Source organism: Hyphomonas sp. CACIAM 19H1 (genome assembly GCF_003325995.1).
GTDB lineage: Bacteria > Pseudomonadota > Alphaproteobacteria > Caulobacterales > Hyphomonadaceae > Hyphomonas > Hyphomonas polymorpha.
Genome location: NZ_CP016437.1, coordinates 2,630,626 through 2,651,928, shown reverse-complemented (window position 1 = coordinate 2,651,928; position 21,303 = coordinate 2,630,626). Strand labels below are relative to the sequence as shown.

Annotated in this window: 19 protein-coding genes and 1 riboswitch; of the genes, 16 read left to right on the top strand and 3 right to left on the bottom strand. The window is 64.1% G+C overall.

The annotated features are described in order from the left end of the window. Window positions 1–4: 4 nt before the first annotated feature. The gene (gene cobN, locus BBF93_RS12285) at window positions 5–3,772 is read left to right on the top strand and encodes a cobaltochelatase subunit CobN (protein WP_114106096.1); all 3,768 of its coding nucleotides are present in this window, start codon (window positions 5–7) and stop codon (window positions 3,770–3,772) included. Further along, entirely contained in the window at window positions 3,753–4,358 is a 606-nt protein-coding gene (cobO, locus tag BBF93_RS12280) for a cob(I)yrinic acid a,c-diamide adenosyltransferase (protein WP_114106095.1), read from the top strand. Before cobN ends, cobO begins: the two co-directional genes overlap by 20 nt. Here cobO and BBF93_RS12275 read toward each other — a convergent pair. Next, window positions 4,355–5,197 carry an ABC transporter substrate-binding protein gene (locus BBF93_RS12275; RefSeq protein WP_162786544.1) on the bottom strand — a complete coding sequence of 281 codons (843 nt, stop codon included), beginning with the start codon at window positions 5,195–5,197 and terminating at the stop codon, window positions 4,355–4,357. The two genes, cobO and BBF93_RS12275, sit on opposite strands and share 4 nt — an antisense overlap. A 163-nt stretch (window positions 5,198–5,360) precedes the next feature. Between BBF93_RS12275 and BBF93_RS12270 the strand changes: the two genes are divergently transcribed. From BBF93_RS12270 to cobD, 12 genes are all read left to right on the top strand, one after another. Further along, window positions 5,361–6,389, top strand: coding sequence for an iron ABC transporter permease (locus tag BBF93_RS12270; RefSeq protein WP_233349113.1), 1,029 nt, complete (start codon window positions 5,361–5,363; stop codon window positions 6,387–6,389). A 24-nt stretch (window positions 6,390–6,413) separates the two neighbouring features. Then, window positions 6,414–6,627: riboswitch (cobalamin riboswitch) on the top strand. A gap of 173 nt (window positions 6,628–6,800) precedes the next feature. Next, window positions 6,801–8,717 (top strand): TonB-dependent siderophore receptor, encoded by a 1,917-nt coding sequence (locus BBF93_RS12265; protein ID WP_162786543.1) that lies wholly within the window; start codon window positions 6,801–6,803, stop codon window positions 8,715–8,717. Between the two features lie 43 nt (window positions 8,718–8,760). Next, window positions 8,761–9,351, top strand: coding sequence for a hypothetical protein (locus tag BBF93_RS12260; protein WP_114106091.1), 591 nt, complete (start codon window positions 8,761–8,763; stop codon window positions 9,349–9,351). After that, window positions 9,344–10,207: an ABC transporter substrate-binding protein gene (locus BBF93_RS12255; RefSeq protein WP_162786542.1), complete on the top strand. Its 864-nt coding sequence runs from the start codon at window positions 9,344–9,346 to the stop codon at window positions 10,205–10,207. The genes BBF93_RS12260 and BBF93_RS12255 overlap by 8 nt, the downstream gene beginning before the upstream one ends. Then, the gene (locus tag BBF93_RS12250) at window positions 10,200–11,246 is read left to right on the top strand and encodes an iron ABC transporter permease (RefSeq protein WP_114106089.1); all 1,047 of its coding nucleotides are present in this window, start codon (window positions 10,200–10,202) and stop codon (window positions 11,244–11,246) included. The genes BBF93_RS12255 and BBF93_RS12250 overlap by 8 nt, the downstream gene beginning before the upstream one ends. Next, window positions 11,243–12,052, top strand: a complete 810-nt coding sequence (locus tag BBF93_RS12245; RefSeq protein ID WP_035596431.1) for an ABC transporter ATP-binding protein — start codon at window positions 11,243–11,245, stop codon at window positions 12,050–12,052. The genes BBF93_RS12250 and BBF93_RS12245 overlap by 4 nt, the downstream gene beginning before the upstream one ends. Then, window positions 12,046–12,444, top strand: a complete 399-nt coding sequence (locus tag BBF93_RS12240) for a DUF1636 domain-containing protein (RefSeq protein ID WP_035596429.1) — start codon at window positions 12,046–12,048, stop codon at window positions 12,442–12,444. Before BBF93_RS12245 ends, BBF93_RS12240 begins: the two co-directional genes overlap by 7 nt. Before the next feature lie 4 nt (window positions 12,445–12,448). Then, window positions 12,449–13,453 carry a nicotinate-nucleotide--dimethylbenzimidazole phosphoribosyltransferase gene (cobT, locus tag BBF93_RS12235; protein ID WP_114106088.1) on the top strand — a complete coding sequence of 335 codons (1,005 nt, stop codon included), beginning with the start codon at window positions 12,449–12,451 and terminating at the stop codon, window positions 13,451–13,453. Next, window positions 13,450–14,226, top strand: coding sequence for an adenosylcobinamide-GDP ribazoletransferase (gene cobS, locus BBF93_RS12230; RefSeq protein WP_114106087.1), 777 nt, complete (start codon window positions 13,450–13,452; stop codon window positions 14,224–14,226). Before cobT ends, cobS begins: the two co-directional genes overlap by 4 nt. Then, window positions 14,217–14,753, top strand: a complete 537-nt coding sequence (gene cobC, locus BBF93_RS12225; protein ID WP_114106086.1) for an alpha-ribazole phosphatase family protein — start codon at window positions 14,217–14,219, stop codon at window positions 14,751–14,753. Before cobS ends, cobC begins: the two co-directional genes overlap by 10 nt. After that, window positions 14,750–15,697 (top strand): adenosylcobinamide-phosphate synthase CbiB, encoded by a 948-nt coding sequence (gene cbiB / locus BBF93_RS12220; protein ID WP_114106085.1) that lies wholly within the window; start codon window positions 14,750–14,752, stop codon window positions 15,695–15,697. The genes cobC and cbiB overlap by 4 nt, the downstream gene beginning before the upstream one ends. Further along, entirely contained in the window at window positions 15,694–16,695 is a 1,002-nt protein-coding gene (gene cobD, locus BBF93_RS12215; RefSeq protein WP_114106084.1) for a threonine-phosphate decarboxylase CobD, read from the top strand. The genes cbiB and cobD overlap by 4 nt, the downstream gene beginning before the upstream one ends. On the opposite strand, the gene cobU is transcribed toward cobD, so the two are convergent. Next, window positions 16,685–17,194, bottom strand: coding sequence for a bifunctional adenosylcobinamide kinase/adenosylcobinamide-phosphate guanylyltransferase (gene cobU / locus BBF93_RS12210; RefSeq protein WP_114107077.1), 510 nt, complete (start codon window positions 17,192–17,194; stop codon window positions 16,685–16,687). The two genes, cobD and cobU, sit on opposite strands and share 11 nt — an antisense overlap. A 102-nt stretch (window positions 17,195–17,296) precedes the next feature. Continuing rightward, on the bottom strand, window positions 17,297–18,382 hold the full coding sequence (locus BBF93_RS12205; RefSeq protein WP_051612404.1) for a glutathione S-transferase N-terminal domain-containing protein: 1,086 nt from the start codon (window positions 18,380–18,382) through the stop codon (window positions 17,297–17,299). A gap of 92 nt (window positions 18,383–18,474) precedes the next feature. Between BBF93_RS12205 and BBF93_RS12200 the strand changes: the two genes are divergently transcribed. Continuing rightward, window positions 18,475–19,509, top strand: coding sequence for a GAF domain-containing protein (locus tag BBF93_RS12200; RefSeq protein ID WP_233349112.1), 1,035 nt, complete (start codon window positions 18,475–18,477; stop codon window positions 19,507–19,509). 187 nt (window positions 19,510–19,696) lie between these two features. Beyond that, window positions 19,697–21,220, top strand: a complete 1,524-nt coding sequence (adh, locus tag BBF93_RS12195) for an aldehyde dehydrogenase (protein ID WP_035596423.1) — start codon at window positions 19,697–19,699, stop codon at window positions 21,218–21,220. Window positions 21,221–21,303 lie beyond the last annotated feature (83 nt).

Below are 21,303 nucleotides of genomic sequence, written 5' to 3'. Positions count from 1 at the left end.
GCCGATGCATCTCCTGAACATTCGGGATGGTCAGGTCAGCGATGGCTCAGAGCCGGTTGATCTCGGCCAGTCGCCTGGCGAGATCGTTGTCCTCTCGGCGGCAGATACAGATCTGTCGGCGCTGGAAGTGGCGCAGCGCCGGGCAGGCGAGGGCGCGCCCACGCTCCGCCTCGCCAATCTGATGACCCTGCAGCATAATTTCTCTGTCGATCTTTATGTCCAGAAGGTGATTGCTCACGCCAAAATCGTCTGCGTGCGGGTGCTCGGTGGGCGCACATACTGGCCCTATGGCGTTGCGGAGATTGTCAGGGCCGCTCGGGAAAATAACGTCCAGCTCGCCCTGATACCCGGCGATGGCCGCCCCGATCCGGACCTTGAAGGACTTTCAACCATCTCCCCTGAAGACCGGGAACGCCTCTGGGTCTATCTTCAGGAAGGCGGGCCGGATAACCTCTCCGCATTCCTTCAGTATACGGCCTGGATGATTGACCGGCGGGATTTGCCTGGCCCGGAACCTGCAGAAATCCCGCGCGCCGGTCTCTACTGGCCCGGCGCCGCGCCGGACGCTATGAGCGACATGGCCCAACTCTGGGGCCGGCAGGCGCCCATCGCCCCGATCATCTTCTATCGCGCCTATTATCTCGCCGGGCAAACGCAGGCGCTGGACGCGCTCATCACCGCCATTCATGAAGCTGGCCTAAATCCCCTACCGGTCTTCCTGCACAGCCTGAAGGACACGTTCTGCGAAGCGTTCGTAAGCAGATTGATTGCCGAGGCATCACCAGACATCATCCTGAATCTCACAGGCTTCGCCGTATCCACTCCCGGCGAAACCCGCCAACCCTCGGTTCTGGAATGTGCCGGCTGCCCCATTCTTCAGGCGGTGCTCAGCAGCGGCGCAAGCGAGGAATGGGCCACCGGCACGCGCGGCCTCTCCGCGCGCGATGTGGCCATGAGTGTCGCCCTGCCGGAGGTCGATGGCCGTATCCTGACCCGCGCCATTGCCTTCAAGGAGCGCGCCGCCTCCAGCGCTCTGACACAGCATGCCGGCGTCCGGCATGTGCCCTTGCCGGACCGGACAGCATTCGTTGCGGCCCAGGCCGCCGCCTGGGCGCGTCTGCGCCGCATGCCCGCTTCAGACCGCCGGATCGCCATCATCCTTGCCAATTATCCCAACCGTGACGGCCGCCTCGCCAACGGCGTCGGCCTCGATACGCCCGCCGGAACGATTGAAGTGATGAAAGCCCTGAGCGCGGCCGGATACACAGTGCCACAAGCCCCGGACTCCGGCGCCGCCCTGATGGACCTTCTTCTCAGCGGCCCAACAAATGACCGCCGCAAAGACCCTTCACTGGCCGGCGTAATCCTACCGCTGGCAGAGTATACCGCCTTCTGGGAATCCCTTCCGAAAACTGTCCGCGATCAGATAACAGCGCGCTGGGGCGCCCCGCAGCAGGATCCCTTCTTTGAGCCGTCGGCGGATGGTTTCCGGCTCGGGATACACCGCTTCGGGAATGTTGTGCTCGGTGTCCAGCCCGCGCGCGGTTACAACATCAATCCGGTGGAAACCTATCACAGTCCGGACCTGCCCCCGCCTCACGGCTATCTGGCCTTCTATGCCTGGCTGCGCCGGGCGTTCGGGGCCCATGCCATCGTCCATATGGGCAAGCACGGCAATCTAGAATGGCTTCCCGGCAAGGCGCTCGCCCTGTCCGAGGCCTGCTATCCGGAGGCGGTCCTCGGCCCATTGCCGCACATATACCCCTTCATCGTCAATGATCCCGGCGAGGGCACACAGGCCAAGCGACGCGCAAGCGCCGTCATCATCGACCATCTCACACCGGCAATGACCCGCGCGGAAAGCTACGGCCCGCTTAAAGATCTCGAAGCGCTGGTGGACGAATATTACGAAGCCGCCAGCCTGGATGCACGGCGGCTGAAGCCTCTGCGCCGCGAAATCCTTGAGGCCGCAGCGTGTGCCGGCCTTGATCGGGATGGCATCTACACGCCCGGAGACGAAGACGAGGCCATCGCCGCTCTGGACAATTACCTCTGTGAGCTGAAGGAAATGCAGATCCGCGACGGGCTGCATGTCTTCGGCCGCGCGCCGGAAGGGCGTCTGCTGGCGGATCTCGCCGTCGCCATCGCTCGCGCCCCGCGTCATGATGGAAAGGGCGCAAACGCCTCGCTCCTGCGGGCCCTGGCGGCCGATATGGCCCTTGGCTTCGATCCGCTGAACTGCCGTCTCGGAGATGCCTGGGAAGGGCCCCGGCCGCAACATCTCGCCGCCCTGTCTCCGGATGCCTGGCGAACCCATGGCGATACCGTGGAGCGGCTCGAGGGGCTCGCCGCGGCGCTCGTAGAGGGCGCGCCGATAGCGGCGGACTGGCCGCGAACGAATGCCGTGATGAGCTATGTTCGCAGCGTCTTGCTGCCATCGCTTACGGCGTGCGGGAAACAGGAGATTCACGGTCTCCTTGCCGCGCTCGATGGCCGCTTCGTTCTGCCCGGCCCCTCCGGCGCGCCCACGCGGGGGCGCCCGGATGTGCTGCCTACGGGAAAGAATTTTTACTCCGTAGACACACGCTCCGTTCCCACGCGAACCGCCTGGGCGCTCGGCTGGAAATCGACCCAGCTTCTGGTCGAGGACTACCGCCAGCGCGAAGGCATGTGGCCGCGTGCCATGGCCATTTCCGCGTGGGGAACATCAAACATGCGTACAGGCGGAGATGATGTCGCCCAGGCCCTCGCCCTGATGGGGGTCCGCCCGAAATGGGATGATGCGTCGCGCCGCGTCACGGGATTTGAAATTCTCCCGCTCGCTCTTCTGGCGCGCCCCAGGGTTGATGTAACCTTCCGCGTCTCGGGCTTTTTCCGCGACGCCTTTCAGGACCAGATGGACCTGATCGATTCGGCCGCCCGCGCCATCATGAAACTGGAAGAACCAGAGGCGGACAATCCACTCGCCACCCGGTATCAGGAAGAGCGCAGCGCGCTGATGGCAGAGGGCCACGCTGAATACGCAGCCGACATGCAGGCCGGCGCGCGGGTATTCGGCTCTAAGCCCGGCGCATATGGCGCAGGCCTCCAGGCGCTCATCGATGAAGGCATCTGGCAGGACCGGGGGTCGTTGGGAGAAGCCTATCTCGAATGGGGCGGCTATGCCTATGGCGGCGGTCAGGCGGGCAGGGATGATCGCGCCTCGCTGGAGCGGCGCATCCGCAGCGCCGATGCCATCGTCCACAATCAGGATAACCGCGAGCATGATCTTCTCGACTCGGATGATTACTACCAGTTCGAGGGCGGCCTCGCGGCAGCCGCTGCAGGCTTGAAGGGCAAGATGCCGGTGATCTATCACACCGATCATTCCCGCCCGGAAACCCCAAAGGTGCGCACCCTGGCGGAAGAGATTGCCCGCGTCGTGCGGGCCCGCGCGGCCAATCCCAAATGGATCGAAGGCGCTATACGCCACGGCTATAAGGGCGCCTTCGAGATGGCCGCCACGCTGGATTATCTCTTCGCTTTTGCCGCGACCACCGATGCGGTCAAGGATCATCAGTTCGATATGCTATACGGCGCCTATCTGTCAGACGGCAGGGTTGCCGCCTTCATCCGCGATAATAATCCCGCCGCCCTTCGCGAAATGGCGGCGCGTTTTCTGGAGGCGCTGGAGCGGGGCCTCTGGAAGCCCCGCCTCAACAGCGTCCGCCCCACTCTTGAAACCCTGATTGCTCAAACCGGAGGAGCCCCCCATGACCGCTCAGGACGATGACCGTCACAATGAAAAGATGAAAAAGAAAAAGGCCGTCCGTGACAAGATCATTTCCGGCAAGACGGTGGAGAAGGGCCTCATCATCGTCCACACTGGCAAGGGTAAAGGTAAAAGCACGGCCGCGATGGGCATGGTCTGCCGGGCGATCGGCCACAACATGAAGGTGGGCATCATCCAGTTCATCAAGGGCGCCTGGGCAACCGGTGAGAAACAGGTCTTCGATGCCTTCCCGCATCTCGTCACCATGCAGGCTATGGGTGAAGGCTTCACCTGGGAAACACAGGATAAGGCCCGCGACATCGCGGCTGCCATGAAGGCCTGGGAGGCGGCAAAAGCCATGATCCTCGATCCCGAAATCCGCCTCGTCGTGTGTGACGAGATCAACGTGGCGCTACGCTATGATTATATTCCGTTGGCGGATGTTCTGGAAACGCTCGCCGCCAGGCCGGAAAATAGCCATGTCGTACTGACGGGACGCAACGCGGCCGAAGAATTGATCGAAGCGGCCGATCTGGTCACTGAGATGACCCTCCTGAAACATCCTTTCCGCTCCGGCGTGAAGGCGCAGGCGGGGATCGAGTTTTAGTGCGGAACTTCTTCTAATGCCTTGAATTGGCGCTGCATTTCCTCCACCGCTGCCGGAAAGGACGGCCCGCCGCAAACGGTCATCGCCTCGGGAATCTCGATCCAGCGGGCCCGGGCATAGAGGGTTTTCAGCGCTGGATGGTCCAGCACTTCCTTGCCGATGTCCCGCTCGTTACTGGTAGGCACGCCGGTCACAAGGATGTCCGGCTGGGCCGCCAGCAGCACTTCCATAGAGACCCTCTGTGTGCGGCGTGCGCCCATCCGGCCGGCGATGTTCTCAAGGCCGGCCCAGCGCATGATTTCAGACATCAGGGTGGCCTGCCCCGAAATGAACCCCCGGCGCTGATAATGGGCGGCCGCGGGGCGTACCTCCGGCGCGGCTTCCCGTGCGGCCTCGAGCCGCCTCTCGATATCTGTGATCAATTCCTCGCCGCGCGCCTGCGCGCCGATGGCCCCGGCGATGGCCCGCGTCTGTGCGCGGATATCCTCCAGCGTATGCGCTGGTTCAATCTCCAATACCGGAATATTCTGTGTCTCCAGGAAGATGCGAATCTCGGGCCGCCGGATACGGCTCGCGATCACGAGGTCGGGCTTCAGCACGGTAAGCTCTTCCGCATTGCCGTCCGACACCGGCCAGTCTTTCGCTTTTTCCGCGCTGAAGGAAAGCGCCGGATTGCGCGCATTGTGGGAAAGGGCTGCCACCTGGTCCCGGTCCGCCAGCTCCATCAGATACTGATCCGCGCAGAGGTTCAGCGAAACGATCCGGTGTGGCCGCGCCTCGCCATCGGCAGCGCCGGAGAGCATCAGCAGGAGAGAGGCAATCAGGGCTTTCCGCTTCATAAAACCTGCTCCCGGCGCATGAGAAGGCGCAGCCATGTCACAACCGGAAAAAATCGCAAGCCATGCTTGGCGCCGGGGCGCATTCTGGTCTAAGGGACGATCTCGGGTTCCGGGACACTCAGTTGACGGAATGCCTTCGGATCGATCTTGACGAGTTCCACCCATGCAGATTTCCGCCGCACCCCTCCGCCCGGAGCAGGCTGTCACTGATACTGCCAAATGGCTGATCGGCGCGGGCGCGCTGCTCGTCATGGCGGCGCTGTCGCTGATGACCGGCCCTGTCGACATCGGTGCCGGAGAGGTTTTCCGGGCCCTGTTTGGCAATGCAGACGAGGTGACGAACACCATCATCCGGGAGCTGCGCCTGCCGCGCCTCATGCTCACCCTTGGCGTCGGCGCCATGCTCGGCGGGGCAGGGGCGGCGCTCCAGGGCTACCTGCGCAACCCGCTGGCAGAGCCCTCCATTCTTGGTGTCGCGAGCGCCGCCGCGCTTGGCGCCGTTGTCGCGCTCTACTTCGGCTTCGCCAGCGTCGCGGGCATTTTCCTGCCGCTCATGGCGGCGGTGTTCGCGCTTGCGGCGACGCTTCTCCTCTTTGTTTTTACGATGTTTTCTGCCTCCGGCCTTAGCCTCATTCTGGCTGGCATCGCCATCGGTTCGCTGGCCGGGGCGGGCATTTCGCTTGCCCTCAATCTGTCGTCAAACCCCTTCGCGGCGATGGAGATCACCTTCTGGCTGCTCGGCTCGGCGGAGGATCGCAGCTGGCGGCATGTGGGGTTGTCGGTGCCGCTGATCGGGCTCTGCCTCGCGGTTCTCTTTAGTGACAGACGCGCCCTCGACGCGCTCACGCTCGGCGAAGACGCCGCCCGCGCGCTTGGCTACAATCTCACACTGGTCCGCATGCGGCTGATTGTCAGCGTGGCGCTGGGCGTCGGCGCCGCCGTGTCCGTCACCGGCGCGATCGGCTTCGTCGGTCTCGTCGCGCCCCATCTCGCCCGCAGTGTTGCCGGCAGCCTTCCCTCGCGTCTCATTGCGCCTTCGGCGCTCATGGGCGCGCTGTTGCTCACCGCGGCAGACATCCTCGTGCGCCTTATCCCGACCACGAATGAACTGCGTCTCGGCGTCGTCACCGCGCTTATCGGTGCGCCTTTTCTCGTCATCATCCTCTATCGCACGCGCCGGCGCGAAGCATAGGGCTGGACAAGTCCCGCCACCAAATGTATCGGCGTTCATGACGGTTCCCCTTTATTGGGGGATTAAAACGGGAATGCAGTGAGGAGCGTTAGCTTTGAATCTGCAGCTGTACCCGCAACTGTAACCGGCGAGCTTTGCCGCGATATGCCACTGGGGCGCCTGATAGGGTGTTCTGGGAAGGCGCGGAGGAAGCGATGAACCGGGAGCCAGGAGACCTGCCGTCAAATTGTCGCCCCTCTTCCGACCGGGTCTAGTCGGCAGAGCGGAACTCCGTCGTGGCGACATCTGAGAGGCGGGTGCTGAACGCACCCTCGCTTCCGGCTGTCGCGCAGGCGCCCTCCGGAAAGTGATCGCGTTCGGTCATCCGTATGGATGCAATCGGGGGACCTGTCCCCCGGATGGAGAATAGCAATGTCCTCACATGCAGTGAGAGCAATTACTGGCGCTTTGCTCGGCGCCGCCAGCCTGAATTCACTTTTCTTCGCCTATGCTCAGTCAACGGAAGACGAAAGCCGTCAGGAAACCATCACCATAACGGCCAGCCGCCTGAACCTCGCCCCGCGCGAGATCGGCAGCGCCATTGCCGTCGTTGATCGCGCGGCCCTGGAAACCGGCCAGATCATCGCCCTGAAGGAAACCCTGCAGGATATTCCAGGCGTCCAGATCAGCGCCGGCCGCCCCGGCGGCAGCACAAATGTCAGCATCCGCGGGTCGGATAATGATCAGGTGCTCTTCCTGTTCGACGGCATCAAGCTCGGCGATCCCAGTTCAACCAGCACGCAGTTTTCCTCCGACAACATGACATCGCTGGATGTCGAACGTATCGAAGTCCTGCGCGGCAATCAGAGTTCCCTCTATGGCTCCGATGCCATCGGCGGTGTCATCAACATCATCACCCAGCGCGCTACCGAAGAAGGCGTCCGCTTCAATGTGGAAGCCGAAGCAGGCGGTTATCTCGGCGTGGCCTCCGAACATGGCGGCCATCTCCTGCAACGCGGCGGCGTCTCGCTGCTCGGCAAGCAGGGCAAGCTCGATTATCGCCTGTCGCTGACGGGCACAAAGACGGAAGGCCCCTCCATCGCAGATCCGCGCACGGGCCTATCTGTCACCGAAGACGACGACTATTCCGTCTGGGCCATCAGCGGCCGCGCCGGCTACCAGCTCTCCGAAACCCTGTCGGGCCAGGTTGTCGGTTTCTATAACGACTCCTCCACCGATCTCGACAATACCACCAGCGACAGCGTCAACACGGTCGACAAGAAAGACACCGCCTACGCTGTTCAGTTGACGCATGAAACACCAGACAGTGCCTGGAAGAACGAGCTGACCCTCTCGCGCTATAATGCAGAACGCCTCTATTTCGGCCCGTTCTATTCTTCCGGGGGCGATCTTTATGACGGCACCAAGGACACAGCCTTGTTCATCACTCGCTATACGGGCTTCGACAAGGTGCAGATTTCTGCCGGTCTCAACTGGGAAGATGAGTCTACGGATCAGGTAACGCTCTATTCCGGCAATTTCAGCGAAGGTATCTCCACCACTTCCGTCTTCACCGAACTTGCCTTCCGGCCCACCGAAGCCCTTTCGATCACCGTCGCCGGCCGTCTCGACGACAATGAACGCTTCGGCCAGTTCGACACCTATCGCGTCACCGGTGCTTATTATCTGCCCGCCACGCTCGCAGGCGGCGATGTGAAGCTGCGCGCCAGCTATGGCACAGGCGCCAAAGCACCGGGTCTCTACCAGCTGTTTGACCCCACATATGGCAATGCCGGCCTGAAAGTGGAAACCTCCGAAGGCTATGATGCCGGCGTGGATATCAGCTGGGCCAGGGCTGCGCTGGAATTCTCCGTATTCCACAGCGATGTGGAAGACGAAATCGCCTTTGGCTATCCCCCGGGAAAGCCATCGGGCGGCTATATTCAGTTCGGCCGCACGAAGAAACAGGGCGCCGAACTCGGCCTGCGCTATTCGGTAACCGATTGGCTCAGCCTGTCCCAATCCTTCATGGTGCTGGATGCCCAGAATGAGGAAACCGGCCTCTGGCTTGGCCGTCCGCGCTATTCGGGTACAACCAGCGCCACAGCTCAGTTGACGGACAGGTTCGATCTCACAACACGTCTGCGCTACCGGTCGGATAACGCCTCCAGCTATGGCGGCGTCACGCCTGGCTTTGTCACGCTTGATCTCCTCGGAAACTATGATCTGACCAGCCGGGTCGCGCTTTATGGCCGCCTCGTGAACGCTCTGGATCAGGACTACCAGCTTTCCTACGGGCGCAACGAACTCAACCGCAGCCTCTATCTCGGCGTTCGCGCGCGCTTTTGAGCGTGCGGCAACGCCCTGTCAGACCCCAAGGGGAGCCAGCAACATGACCACCGGAACCAGCCGCAGAATTCCGAGAGCGGACATACAGACAAACGGCCGCACAGAACATATCTGGGCCTTGCCTGCCAATCAGTCCTTTCTCGAGACACTCCTGCGGGATCTCTTCGAGAATCATCCTGAGAAGCTCACCTTCGGGCCCCTGATCCAGGGCGCCGCCTATGAACTGAAAGCCCCCGGCAAGCCGGAACGCATCACGCTCAATGACGGTTATCTTACCGTCCATTGGGGTGGCCGGGGGCATTTTCATCTCTGCATCGGCAGCAATTATGGTGCCCTGAAAGGTGAAGGCGGCGGCCCGGAACTGATGGTCCGCCGCCGCACAGCCCGCGCTGAGTTCTATCGCAGCCTCGACAAGCATGGCCACCCGGTCAGTTGGGGTCTGCGTCTCTTCAATGGGGCGGGCGAGCCGCAAATCGCGGTCTTCCTGCCCAATCCCTTCCTCACCGACGATGATCAGCTGGCTGAGGAGAATGATTTCTCCCGCCTCGCGCTTTGGGAGTATCTGATGCAGCACTATGCCGGGTACGGGCCAGACCCGCTGGACCGGCAAGGGAAGGGCTTCCGGCATGGCTAGGCGTGCGGCCTTCTGCCTGGCAGTGCTGGCGTTCCTTGCCGGACCGTCCGCGTCCGCCCATGCCGAAACGCCAAAACCCCGCGCCGCCTCGGCCAGCATCTGCGCCGACCAGTATCTGCTCGCCCTCGCCGATCCCGAGCAGATCGCCTCGCTCAGCTGGCAGGCGACGGGCCCACTCTCCACCTTCGCGGAAGAAGCCGCCGCCTATCCCTCCAATCGCGGCGGCGCGGAGGAGTTTCTTGATGCGAATGTTGAAATCCTGATCCTGAACAGCCATGGCTCGATGGAGCTGCGCCGCATCATGGGCCAGTTCGATGTCGAGATGGTCGTCATTGCCACCACCACCATCACCTTCGACGAGATTGCCCAATCCGTACGAGATGTCGCCGCAAAGCTGGATCAGACAGCGCGCGGCGAAGCCCTCATCGCCGACATGCAGGCGCGCCTTGCCCGCATAGACCCTCAGGTGGTGGAGGAAGACGCAGGTCCCTCCGTCACCTATTTCCGTCCGGAAGGCGGCGGCGCAGGGGCGGGCACCTTTGTTGACACGGCCCTGCGCCATGCCGGCTTCCGCAATTTGCAGGCAGACCTTGGCAACACCGGCTGGGGCCGCGTCCCGCTGGAACAGCTCGTGCTCACCCCGCCGGACGGTCTCGTCACCAGTTTCTTCGACACGGCCCATAAAGGCGTCAATGCGCGCTTTTCCAGCCATTCCCTGTTCACGCGGCTGTCGGCGGAAAAGCCCGTCATGCCGGTGCCGGGCCGTTACTGGACCTGCGCCGGTCCCATGCTGATCGATGCTGTGGAATCTCTTGCGGCCCAGCGCCGGGAACATTTCGGAGGTGGTCATGACTGAAGCAGCCACAGCCGCGCCGCGCCGCGCCGCCCATACCGTCAGCCATCGCATCAGCTGGCTCAGCCTCAATCTCGCCCTTCTGGCGCTGATCGGGGTCCTTGCCTGCGTCTCGCTCACTATCGGCTATGTCACTTATCCGGTTACGGATGTTGTGGCGGCCCTTTTCGGCCTTGGGGATGATAAAGTCATCACCATTGTGCGGGAGTTGCGCCTGCCACGTCTCCTGCTGGCGCTGGCCATCGGGGGCGGGCTTGGCGTGTCCGGCGCCGTGCTGCAGGGGCTTCTGCGAAACCCGCTGGCAGAGCCTGGCATTCTCGGCATCTCTTCCAGCGCCAGCTTCGGCGCCGTCATCACCATCTATTTCGGCCTCTCGGCAACCTTTGTCTATGCGCTGCCAATGGCGGCAATGGCGGGCGCGGCCACCGCTACAACCGTGCTCTATTTTCTCTCCGCCCGGAATGCCAGCACCCTGACGATCATTCTCGCTGGCGTCGCCATCGGCGGCCTCGCCATCTCGCTCACTTCTCTGGCGATGAACCTTTCGCCCAATCCCTGGGCCATCAACGAGATGATCTTCTGGATGCTCGGTTCGGTGAAGGACAGGTCGATGCATGATGTCGCGCTCGCCGCGCCTTTTGTGCTGGCCGGGGTAATCCTCCTCCTGCTGACCAGCCGGGCGCTCGATGCGCTGACGCTCGGCGAAGATGCCGCGCGGAGCCTGGGCGTTGATCTGAAGCGCGTCCGTGCCCTCGCCATCATCGGCACCAGCCTGGCCATCGGCGGCACGGTCGCCGTCTCCGGGGGTATCGGCTTTGTCGGCCTGGTCGTGCCCCATCTGCTGCGGCCCCTGGTCGGCCATGTCGCCAGCCTGCTGCTTCTCCCCAGCCTGCTTGCGGGCGCCGCGCTCGTCCTTGCGGCGGACATCGCCGCCCGCCTCATCCGGGTCGGCGTCGAGATCCATCTTGGCGTGCTCACCTCGCTGATCGGCGCGCCTTTCTTTTTCTATCTGATCCTCAGAACAAGGCAGCGCGTCGAATGAGCCTTCTGGAAGCCAGGAACATTTCTGTCGATATCGGCCGCACACGGATTCTCACGGGCGTCTCTGCCAGCTTCCGGTCCGGCTACCTGACCGGTCTTGTCGGTCCGAACGGCGCGGGCAAGTCCACGCTTGTGCGCGCGCTCTGCAATCTCCTGAAGCCCGCCGCAGGGGAGGTACGCCTGAGCGGCGCGCCCATCACCAGCTTCCATCGCAAAGAGCTCGCCCGCAAGCTCAGCTATCTTCCCCAGGGGCACACGATGCACTGGCCGCTGGAGGTCGAGCGTCTGGTGGCGCTCGGCCGCCTGCCGCATCTCGGGCCTTTCTCCGATATCGGTCCGCAGGATCAGGCCGCCATAGACCGCGCCATGGCGCGTACGGAGGTTTCCGCCTTCCGCTTCCGTGTCGCCGAAACCCTGTCCGGGGGCGAGCGTGCCCGCGTCATGATGGCCCGCGCCTTGGCGGTTGAGACAGATATCCTCCTGGTGGATGAGCCTGTCGCCGCGCTGGATCCCTACCATCAGCTCCATGTCATGGAGCTCCTCCGCAGCCTGGCTGATGAAGGCAAGCTTGTCGTCTGTGTGCTGCACGATCTCGCCCTTGCGGCCCGCTTCTGCAACGCCGCCGTGCTGATGTCGGAAGGCCGCGTCCTGGCGCAGGGCGCGCCGCAGGATGTGCTGACGGACACGCATCTGCGCGCGGCCTATTCTATCCGCTCCCTTCAGGGTCAGCACGAGGCCGAACCCTTCATTCTTCCCTGGCGCCGCCTGGATGCGGACGCCTCAAAGCCGGAGCCTCGCCCATGCTGAAACCTGCCTCTGATGCTGCCATCGTGGTCTGCTCCACCTGCCGCCTCACCGAGACCGAGCGGGAGAATGAGGAGGGCAAACGCGGCGGCGCCCTGCTTGCCGAGGCCCTCCGCGCCGAGGCGGCAAAGCGCGATGGCCCCATTGCCATCGAAGACATGCCCTGCCTCTTCGCCTGCTCGCGCTGGTGCACGGTCCATCTGCGCGCAGACGGCAAGATCTCTTATGTCCTTGGCGGTTTCGAGCCGACAGCGGAGGCGGCAACCGCCATCCTCGACTATTTCGAACATTACCTCGCCAGCGAGCACGGCGTTGTTCCGTACAGGAACTGGCCGGAGGGCGTCAAAGGCCACTTCATCACCCGCTCCCCGCCCTCCGGCAAAGTGGTGGGCTGAAGTCATGGCCCTGTTGACAGACGCCGCCATCCAGGCCGCCATCAATGCCAAGACCAAGCCGCTCGGCGCCCTTGGCCGTATCGAAAGCCTCGCCGCGGATATCGCCCGTTTCCAGAACACGCTCCGGCCCCGGATGGAGCGTTGCGGCCTCATCATCTTTGCCGCGGATCACGGCATCGCGGGGAAAGGCGTCTCGAAATTCCCGCAGGCCGTCACGCGCCAGATGGTGCTGAACTTTCTCGCAGGCGGCGCGGCGGCCAATGTCTTCGCCGCCACATCCGGGGTCAGCCTGCGCGTTGTCGATGCCGGCGTCGCGGGCGATCCTATCATCCACTCCCGCCTCATTTCCCGCCGCATTGCCCCTGGCACGGCCAGCAGCCTACACGGCCCGGCAATGACGCCGGCCCAGCTTGCCGCCGCCCTGGCCGCAGGTAAAGCCCTCGCCGAAGAGGGCAATGACGACGCCCTCGCTTTCGGCGAAATGGGCATCGCCAACACCTCCGCCGCTACCCTGATCGGCCACAAGCTCACTGGCGTTTCCATCTCCGCCCTCACAGGCCGGGGCACGGGCCTGGATGACGCGGCCCTCGCCCGCAAAACAGAAATCCTCGCTCGCGCCGCCGCGCGCACACCAGATGTTCTGTCGGCGGAAGAAACCCTTATCCAGTATGGCGGCTTCGAAATCGCCATGATGGCGGGCGCCATGCTCGGCGCAGCCAGGGCAGGGCGGATGATCCTGGTGGATGGCTTCATCGCCACCGCCGCCGCGCTCGCCGCCGCCCGGCTTGACCCCGCCGCCCGCCGCGCCATGATCTTCGCCCACACCTCGCCGGAGCCTGGCCACAGGCATCTCCTCGCCGCGCTGGATGCTGCGCCGCTGCTCTCTCTCGGCATGCGCCTGGGCGAAGGCACCGGCGCGCTGCTCGCCTGGCCGCTGGTGCGCGCTGCGGCCGCCATGCTCCGCGATATGGCGAGCTTTGAAGACGCAGGGGTCAGCGGCCCGGTATGATACGTTGGCTGATGAATGAGGCGGCGATCCTCCTGCTGGCGCTGCAATTCCTCACGCGCCTGCCGGTGCCGGCCGCGCGCCTGTTCACGCAGGCCCGGCTTGCCGCCACGCCGCGCTACTATCCCCTCATCGGCCTTCTCATCGGCTGTGTTGCCGCGCTCGCCTATTGGGCCGCTGCGCAGGTGTTCCCGGCGCTCCTCGCCGCGCTGCTCTCCACCGCCGCCACACTGCTCTTCACCGGTGCCTTCCATGAGGATGGCCTTGCCGACACATTTGATGGCGTCGGCGGCGGCGTCACGCGGCCGCGTGCCCTGGAGATCATGAAAGACAGCCGCCTTGGCACCTATGGCGCCGCCGCCCTTGTCCTGGCGCTTGGCCTCAAGGCCGCCGCGCTCGCCGCCCTTCCGCTTGCCTTTGTCCTCGCGGCGCTTATCGCCGCTCACGGACTATCGCGCGCCTCCGCCGTGCTCGTCATCGCCACCAGCCGCTATGTCCGTTTTGAGGGCAAGGCAAAGCCGGTCGCTACCGGCCTCGGCTGGGGCGGCCTCGCCGTCACGCTGCTCAGCGCCGCCGCCATCCTCGCTGCCCTCATAGGCGCCGCCCACTGCCCCCCCGGCGCCATCCTCTCCGCCCTCGCCGGTCTCGCCCTCGGCCATGTGGCCCTGCGCCTCTTCTTCGAGCCAAAGCTCGGCGGCTATACCGGAGACGCTCTCGGCGCGGTTCAGCAGGCCAGCGAAATCGGCTTCTATCTGGGGCTTCTCGCATGGCTCTGATCCTCGTCCGCCACACCCGCCCGGAAGGCACAGACGGACTCTGCTATGGCCGCCTCGATGTGCCGCTCGCCGCGAGTTTCGAGGAAGAGGCGCGCGCGCTCGCTGCCGGTTTGCCGCCCTTTGACCACCTCATCACCAGCCCGGCCACCCGCTGCCGCCGGCTCGCCGACTGGCTGGGCGCGCGGCGGGGTCTTGTGCCGCTTGTCGATCATCGCTTCCAGGAAATGGATTTTGGCCGCTGGGAAGGCCGCCTCTGGTCGGAAATTCCCGAAGGCGAAATAAATGCGTGGGCAGAGCATTTCTTCGAAGGCCGCCCTCATGGCGGAGAGAACGTGGCAGACCTCGCAGACCGTGTCGGCCGCGCCCTCACCTGCGTCCGCCGCTGGCCCGGAAACATCCTCATCATCACCCATGCCGGCGTGGTGCGCGCCGCGCTGGCCGCAGCAGGGCAGGCGGGCGCCTGGCAGGCCAGCATCGCTTATGCCTCCGCCACATGGCTCGACGGGCTGGAGGCGAGGGAGGAATGACCGCGCTGCTGATGGCCGGCGCCCTCGCCCTGGAGGCGGCGTTCGGCTGGCCGGACTGGCTTTATCGGCGCATCCGCCATCCTGTCGTGTGGATCGGCGCGCTCATAGCCGCGCTGGAGCGCCGCCTCAACCGCTCCGCCTTCAGCCACCGTGCCCGCTACGCCCTCGGCGCCCTCACCAGCCTCCTCACCCTCGCCGCCACTGGCAGCGCCGCCGTCGCGCTCACCCGGCTCATCCCCGAAACGTTTTGGGGCGCGGCTCTCGAAATGCTGATCGCCTCCAGCCTCCTCGCCTCGCGCAGCCTGTATGCCCATGTCGCTGCCATCGCCGCGCCGCTGGAGGCGGGAAACCTGGCCCTCGCGCGAGAGAAGGTGTCGCTGATCGTCGGGCGCGATCCTGCCCGGCTCGACGCCCCCGCCATCACGCGCGCTGCCCTCGAAAGCCTTGCGGAGAATGCGTCCGATGGCGTCATCGCGCCGCTGTTCTGGGGGGCGATCTTCGGCCTGCCGGGCATCGCGGTCTACAAGGCCGTCAACACGCTGGACTCCATGATCGGCCACCGCACCGGCCGTTACGCAGCCTTCGGCGGCTTTGCCGCCCGGCTGGATGACGCCGCCAATTTCATCCCCGCCCGCCTCACAGGCCTGCTCATCGCGGCGCCGGCATGGCGGCGCGGCGCTCTCTCGGTCATGCTGCGCGACGCGCCCCGCCACCGCTCGCCCAATGCCGGCTGGCCCGAAGCGGCGCTGGCCGGCGCGCTCGGCGTGCGTCTTTCCGGCCCGCGCGTCTATGGAACGCAGGTGAGTGACGAGCCCTGGCTGAATGCGCCCGCGCCTGATCCCCGGCCTGATCAGATCGGTGCGGCCTTGTCCGGATTTGTCCATGCGGTGTCCCTTGCGGGCCTCCTTCTGGCGGGGATCGGTATCCTCTGGTGCCTCGCATGAACGGGCCTGACCTCGTCCATGGCGGCGCGCTCGACCGCGTGAAAGCCCTTTATCCTCTGGCGCCTCAGCCCTGGCTGGACCTCTCGACCGGCATCAACCCCCATCCATACCCCGCGCCGCCCCTCCTGCCGCACAGCTTCGCCCACCTGCCCACCACCAGCGAAAACGAGGCCTGCCGTCAGGCGATGGCGCAGTATTACGGGGCGCCGGTGGCCAGTTTGATGCTGGTTCCGGGCACGGAAATCCTCATCCGGCTTCTGCCGTCACTCCTTGAAGTTCAGACAGTTGCACTCGCCCGGCCGACCTATGGCGATCACCTTTCCTGCTGGCAGACTGCGGGGGCTAACGTGGTGGAGATGGCAGACCCGGCAGAGCTCGCCGGCAAGGTGGATGCCATCGTCCTATGTAATCCCAACAATCCCGATGGCCGGATCTGGCCGCCGGAAATCCTTGAAGACTGCCGCGCGCGCCAGGCTGCCCGCCAGGGCTGGCTGATCGTGGATGAGGCGTATGCGGATATTGCCCCCAGCCTCTCCCTCGCCGCACGGGGCGGGGCGGCGGGGCTGATTGTCCTGCGCTCTTTCGGCAAGTTCTTCGGCCTGGCCGGCCTTCGCCTCGGCGGCCTGATCGCTCCGGAGGCGCTGCTGCGGGAGGCGCAGAAACGCTTTGGCGTCTGGCCGGTCTCCGGTCCGGCGCTGCATGTGGGAACACAGGCAGTGGCAGACACAGACTGGATTGCCGAGGCCCGGCACCGCCTCGAAACGTCCAGACTGGCCCTTGATGAGGCTTTGAGCGGCGCCGGGGTACCCATCCTCGGCGGCACATCGCTGTTCCGCTATGTGCAGGTGCCCGATGCCCATGCCCTGTGGCAGGCGCTGGCAGAGCAGGGCATCTATACGCGCCGCTTCTCCTGGAGCCGGCACCATCTGCGCCTTGGTCTGTCTGCAGACGATGTGGGGAGGCAGCGCCTCTCCGCTGCCCTCGCCGTTAGCCTTTGAGCACCAGGGGCAAACCCGCTGCAACAAACTCCACCCTGTCCACCACTTCCGCCACCCTCTGGTTCAGCCGGCCCTGCTCATCCCGGAAGGCGCGCCCCAGCGGCGTTTCGGGCACAAGCCCCATGCCAACTTCATTGGAAACAAGGCATACGGGCGTCTTCATCTCCCCGATGGCGGCGCACAGCCCGGCTGTTTCGGCCGCCACATCCCGCCCGCCCAGCATCAGATTGGACAGCCAAAGCGTCAGGCAATCCACCAGCACCGCGCGCTGGCTGTCCTTCAGATCCTGCAGGGTACTGACCAGTTCCAGCGGCGTATCCACCGTCTGCCAGCTGCCATCGCGCTCGCCCTGATGGCGCGCGATCCGCTCGCGCATTTCCTCATCAAACGCCTGCGCGGTCGCCAGATAAATCCGCTGCGCCGCTGCGGCCTCAACCAGCGCCTGTGCCCGCCGGCTTTTCCCTGAGCGGGCCCCGCCCAGAACCAGCGTACTCTTCATTTCCATCGCCCAATAATCTGTTTTGTATGCACTTGTTTCTCTAGGCACCGATCATCCCGCCCGCAACCGGGCATGCCCTCCGGCGCAGCCTCTTTTCAGCGGCTAGCGAAGAACGCTCTGCCACAACCGGTCCAGCGGTTTGCCGGGGCCTGGGGGAATGGCGGTCACGCTGCCGGCAGGTGTCCCGGCCAGGCAGGCGCCCCCCTCTCCCAGCCAGGCAAGCGCTGCGGCGCGCTCTTCTGCCGTCAAGCCGGCAAACGCCCCCTGCAATTCTCCGAGGCAGGCCCGTCTGTAGGGGGAAGCAGGCAGCTTCCAGTGAGCGCCCCTTTCTTCATAGCTCACAAATCGCTGCCGGTTTTCAACAGCGGCCGCGTTGAGGGCCAGATAAGGAAGATAGTCGGCGCCAATGCGCTGCAGTAGCGGCCCCAGGTCGTTGGGAACATCGCCGGGCAGGGGCGCGGCTGCATGGGCCTCCGGACCGGTCGCCCACATGCGGCTGACCCAGGCAAGCGTGTGAGGCGCTTTCTCGCGGAGAAGGGCGGCGGGTGTGGGATCATAGGAAAAGTGCCGGAAAAACGGCCCCATCAATCCGAAATCCGCTTCAACCGGCCGCTCACCCATCAGATAGCTCCGTTTCGAGAAGATCGTTTCCAGCACGCCGAGCAGCCAGTGAAACTGTTCCTCGATCAGAGGCGCAGTTTCCCGCGTCACGCCATCCTGCTTCAGATAGGTGCGGCGCTGACGATTGAGGATGAACCATGTGCGCAGCCCATGCGGTCCGGGTACATCCCGCAGCAATGTCCGCGCAATCTGGGAGCTCATGAGCCTGGCATCTTCCGCGAAGGCCCACCGGTAATAGAGGGCGGGGCGCCACAGCCATTCATCAAACGCATCTTCCAGAAGCAGGCTGGCAAAGCGCGCCAGCGGTGTCCGTGGACGGAAGGATGGCCCGGCGGTGCCTGCTTCAAAATGGGCGATAATCGGGGTTGTATCCGTCAGCCAGGCTCCATCCGGGCAGCCAAGCTGGGGCATCTGGGCAACGCCGGTCCGGGCTGCGCAGGCGCGAAAATCCGCGCTGTCCATTTCCACATACTCGAACGCAATACCCTTGGCCCGCAGATACGTTTCCAGCTTTCCCGTGAAGTAGGAGAGCTTCAGGCCGTGGAGGCTATAGGCTTGGGTGCTCATCTGGTCCTCGTGCCGATTTTCGCTGAAATATCGTCGCTCAAATATTATGGCACACTAAATGCCATAAAATCCGCAAATGGGAAGCCGGCATCATGCCGGATATTCCGATAGCCCTGACCGGCATTTCCGGTGTATCTATTGCCAGCATGGATGACCGTCGTTCATCGCATTCGGCCAATCATGCGGAGAAGGTTGCAGAGATCGTAGCCTCACGCTCCGCCGCTGCGCGCTCACCGGTGGCGGCGTCCTGGGTCCGCTCCTTTCACAAATACGGGCTGGAGCCGGATGCGCCCGGCCGGACGGGCCGTCTCAGCCAGTCGGAGGTCGGCCTTCATCGCGAGGCGATTGGCCGGCTGTTTCATGTGTCTCAGGCTGTGATGGATCAGCTGCATGCCAGCCTGGGGCTGGCCGGGTGCAGCGTGATCCTGTGTGACGCCGATGGCATCGTGCTGGATCAGCGGCTGCGCGCGGGAGACCAGCAGGATTTCGAGACGGCCGGCCTGGCAAGGGGGGCGGACTGGTCGGAGAAGCGTCAGGGCACCAACGGAATCGGCACGGCCATTGCCGAAGGCCGGCCAGTGCATGTGCTGCGGGATCAGCACTACCATACCCGCAATACCTCGATGATCTGTCTGGGCGCGCCGGTCTTCGGGGAGACGGGCAAGCTGGCAGCGGTGCTGGATGTCTCCTCCTGCCGGGGGGATCTCGATGCGGCCTTTGTGGCGCTGATTGCCCAGACGGTGGAACAGGCGGCCATGCGGATCGAGGCGGAGAATTTCTGCCGCTCCTTCAGCCAGGCCCGGATTGTTCAGGGCACGGCAGAAGGCCAGCAAGGCCCTGTATTGCTTGCGGTTAACGGCGATGATCTGGTCATCGGCGCAACCCGGAGCGCCCGGCTGCATTATGGGCTGGACGATGCGGCGCTGATCTCTCCCCGTCCGGCGATGGATATTCTGGGCGACCAGGAGCGGCGGGGCATGGGGCTGGAAAGCGCCGAGCGGCGGGAATTGCGCCGGGCTCTCGCGCGGGCAAATGGCAATGTCAGCGCCGCTGCGCGCCTGCTCGGCATCAGCCGGGCGACGCTTTACCGGCGGATGGAAAAGCTGGGCCTCCTGCCGGAAAGCTGAGCCTTCCGGGGTATTTTTCCGCACTTTTCCCGGTCAGACTGTCTCAGTTTCGAGACAATTGCGGACATTTCCGGACAGAGCGGGGCATGACACGGACAGGCTGCGGCCTGATCCTGCCTCCATGCTCTCGCACCCAGCGACGAGGGCCAGTCACCAGTTGACATGTCACAAGCTCACGGAGGAACCCATGGCTGACACTGCTCACGCGCCCGCTCAATTCACCGTCTCTCCCTTCAAGGCCCGTTACGACAATTTCATCAATGGCCGCTTCGTGCCGCCGGTGGGAGGCAGGTATTTTCAGAACACCTCACCGGTTACCGGACAGGTTATCTGCGAGATTGCCCGCTCCACAGCCGACGACATCAATCTGGCGCTGGATGCCGCGCATGATGCGAAGCAGCGCTGGGGCCAGACCTCGACTACCGAGCGCGCGCTGATCCTCAACCGGATCGCTGACAAGATGGAGGCCCATCTCGAACTCCTGGCCCTGTGTGAGACATGGGACAATGGCAAGCCCATCCGCGAAACGATGGCGGCAGACCTTCCGTTGGCGGTCGATCACTTCCGCTATTTCGCCGGGTGTATCCGTGCGCAGGAAGGCGGGATTTCCGAAATCGACCATGACACGGTGGCCTACCATTTTCATGAGCCGCTGGGCGTTGTCGGCCAGATCATTCCCTGGAACTTCCCCCTGCTCATGGCGGTATGGAAGCTCGCGCCGGCACTGGCGGCGGGCAACTGTGTCGTGCTGAAGCCGGCCGAGCAGACGCCGGCCTCAATCATGGTGTTTGCCGAACTCATCGCGGATCTCCTCCCACCCGGTGTGCTCAACATCGTGAACGGCTTTGGCCTGGAGGCGGGGAAACCCCTCGCCTCCAGCAACCGCATCGCCAAGATCGCCTTCACCGGCGAGACGACGACGGGCCGCCTGATCATGCAGTATGCGTCCGAAAACCTGATCCCGGTAACGCTGGAGCTGGGCGGAAAGTCTCCCAATATCTTCTTCGCTGATGTGATGCGGGAGGATGACGACTATCTCGACAAGGCGCTGGAAGGCTTCACCATGTTCGCCCTGAACCAGGGTGAAGTGTGCACCTGCCCGTCGCGCGCGCTGATCCATGAGTCGATTTATGACCGTTTCATGGAGCGTGCCCTGAAGCGCGTGGCCGCCATCACGCAGGGAGACCCGCGCAACCCCGAAACGATGATCGGCGCGCAGGCCAGTTCCGAGCAGAAGGAGAAAATCCTCTCCTATTTCGACATTGGCCGCCAGGAAGGCGCAGAAGTGCTGATCGGTGGCCAGGCCGCCGATCTGGGCGGCGATCTGACAGGCGGGCATTATATTCAGCCTACGGTGCTGAAGGGCCATAACCGGATGCGGGTGTTCCAGGAGGAAATCTTCGGGCCGGTGGTTTCGGTGACCACTTTCAAGACCGATGAAGAGGCCCTTGCGATTGCCAATGACACGCTCTATGGCCTCGGCGCGGGCGTGTGGAGCCGGGAGGCCAACACCTGCTACCGTTTCGGGCGGGGCATTCAGGCGGGCCGCGTCTGGACCAATTGCTATCATGCCTATCCGGCGCATGCGGCCTTTGGCGGATACAAACAGTCCGGCATCGGGCGGGAAAACCATTCCAAGATGCTCGACCACTATCAGCAGACCAAGAACATGCTGGTCAGCTATTCGCCGAAAAAGCTCGGCTTCTTCTGAGCCTCGTAGAACTGCGTATTGAAGGCGCATGGGAAGGCCCGGATGATCGAGCCTTCCCATCCCCGCCGCAATATCCGTGAAAG

Bases quoted from the DNA above. Each gene is read 5' to 3' on its own strand.
- cobN (WP_114106096.1), top strand. From the start codon at position 5: ATGCATCTCCTGAACATTCGGGATGGTCAGGTCAGCGATGGCTCAGAG.
- cobO (WP_114106095.1), top strand. From the start codon at position 3,753: ATGACCGCTCAGGACGATGACCGTCACAATGAAAAGATGAAAAAGAAA.
- BBF93_RS12275 (WP_162786544.1), bottom strand. From the start codon at position 5,197: ATGAAGCGGAAAGCCCTGATTGCCTCTCTCCTGCTGATGCTCTCCGGC.
- BBF93_RS12270 (WP_233349113.1), top strand. From the start codon at position 5,361: ATGCAGATTTCCGCCGCACCCCTCCGCCCGGAGCAGGCTGTCACTGAT.
- BBF93_RS12265 (WP_162786543.1), top strand. From the start codon at position 6,801: ATGTCCTCACATGCAGTGAGAGCAATTACTGGCGCTTTGCTCGGCGCC.
- BBF93_RS12260 (WP_114106091.1), top strand. From the start codon at position 8,761: ATGACCACCGGAACCAGCCGCAGAATTCCGAGAGCGGACATACAGACA.
- BBF93_RS12255 (WP_162786542.1), top strand. From the start codon at position 9,344: ATGGCTAGGCGTGCGGCCTTCTGCCTGGCAGTGCTGGCGTTCCTTGCC.
- BBF93_RS12250 (WP_114106089.1), top strand. From the start codon at position 10,200: ATGACTGAAGCAGCCACAGCCGCGCCGCGCCGCGCCGCCCATACCGTC.
- BBF93_RS12245 (WP_035596431.1), top strand. From the start codon at position 11,243: ATGAGCCTTCTGGAAGCCAGGAACATTTCTGTCGATATCGGCCGCACA.
- BBF93_RS12240 (WP_035596429.1), top strand. From the start codon at position 12,046: ATGCTGAAACCTGCCTCTGATGCTGCCATCGTGGTCTGCTCCACCTGC.
- cobT (WP_114106088.1), top strand. From the start codon at position 12,449: ATGGCCCTGTTGACAGACGCCGCCATCCAGGCCGCCATCAATGCCAAG.
- cobS (WP_114106087.1), top strand. From the start codon at position 13,450: ATGATACGTTGGCTGATGAATGAGGCGGCGATCCTCCTGCTGGCGCTG.
- cobC (WP_114106086.1), top strand. From the start codon at position 14,217: ATGGCTCTGATCCTCGTCCGCCACACCCGCCCGGAAGGCACAGACGGA.
- cbiB (WP_114106085.1), top strand. From the start codon at position 14,750: ATGACCGCGCTGCTGATGGCCGGCGCCCTCGCCCTGGAGGCGGCGTTC.
- cobD (WP_114106084.1), top strand. From the start codon at position 15,694: ATGAACGGGCCTGACCTCGTCCATGGCGGCGCGCTCGACCGCGTGAAA.
- cobU (WP_114107077.1), bottom strand. From the start codon at position 17,194: ATGAAGAGTACGCTGGTTCTGGGCGGGGCCCGCTCAGGGAAAAGCCGG.
- BBF93_RS12205 (WP_051612404.1), bottom strand. From the start codon at position 18,382: ATGAGCACCCAAGCCTATAGCCTCCACGGCCTGAAGCTCTCCTACTTC.
- BBF93_RS12200 (WP_233349112.1), top strand. From the start codon at position 18,475: ATGCCGGATATTCCGATAGCCCTGACCGGCATTTCCGGTGTATCTATT.
- adh (WP_035596423.1), top strand. From the start codon at position 19,697: ATGGCTGACACTGCTCACGCGCCCGCTCAATTCACCGTCTCTCCCTTC.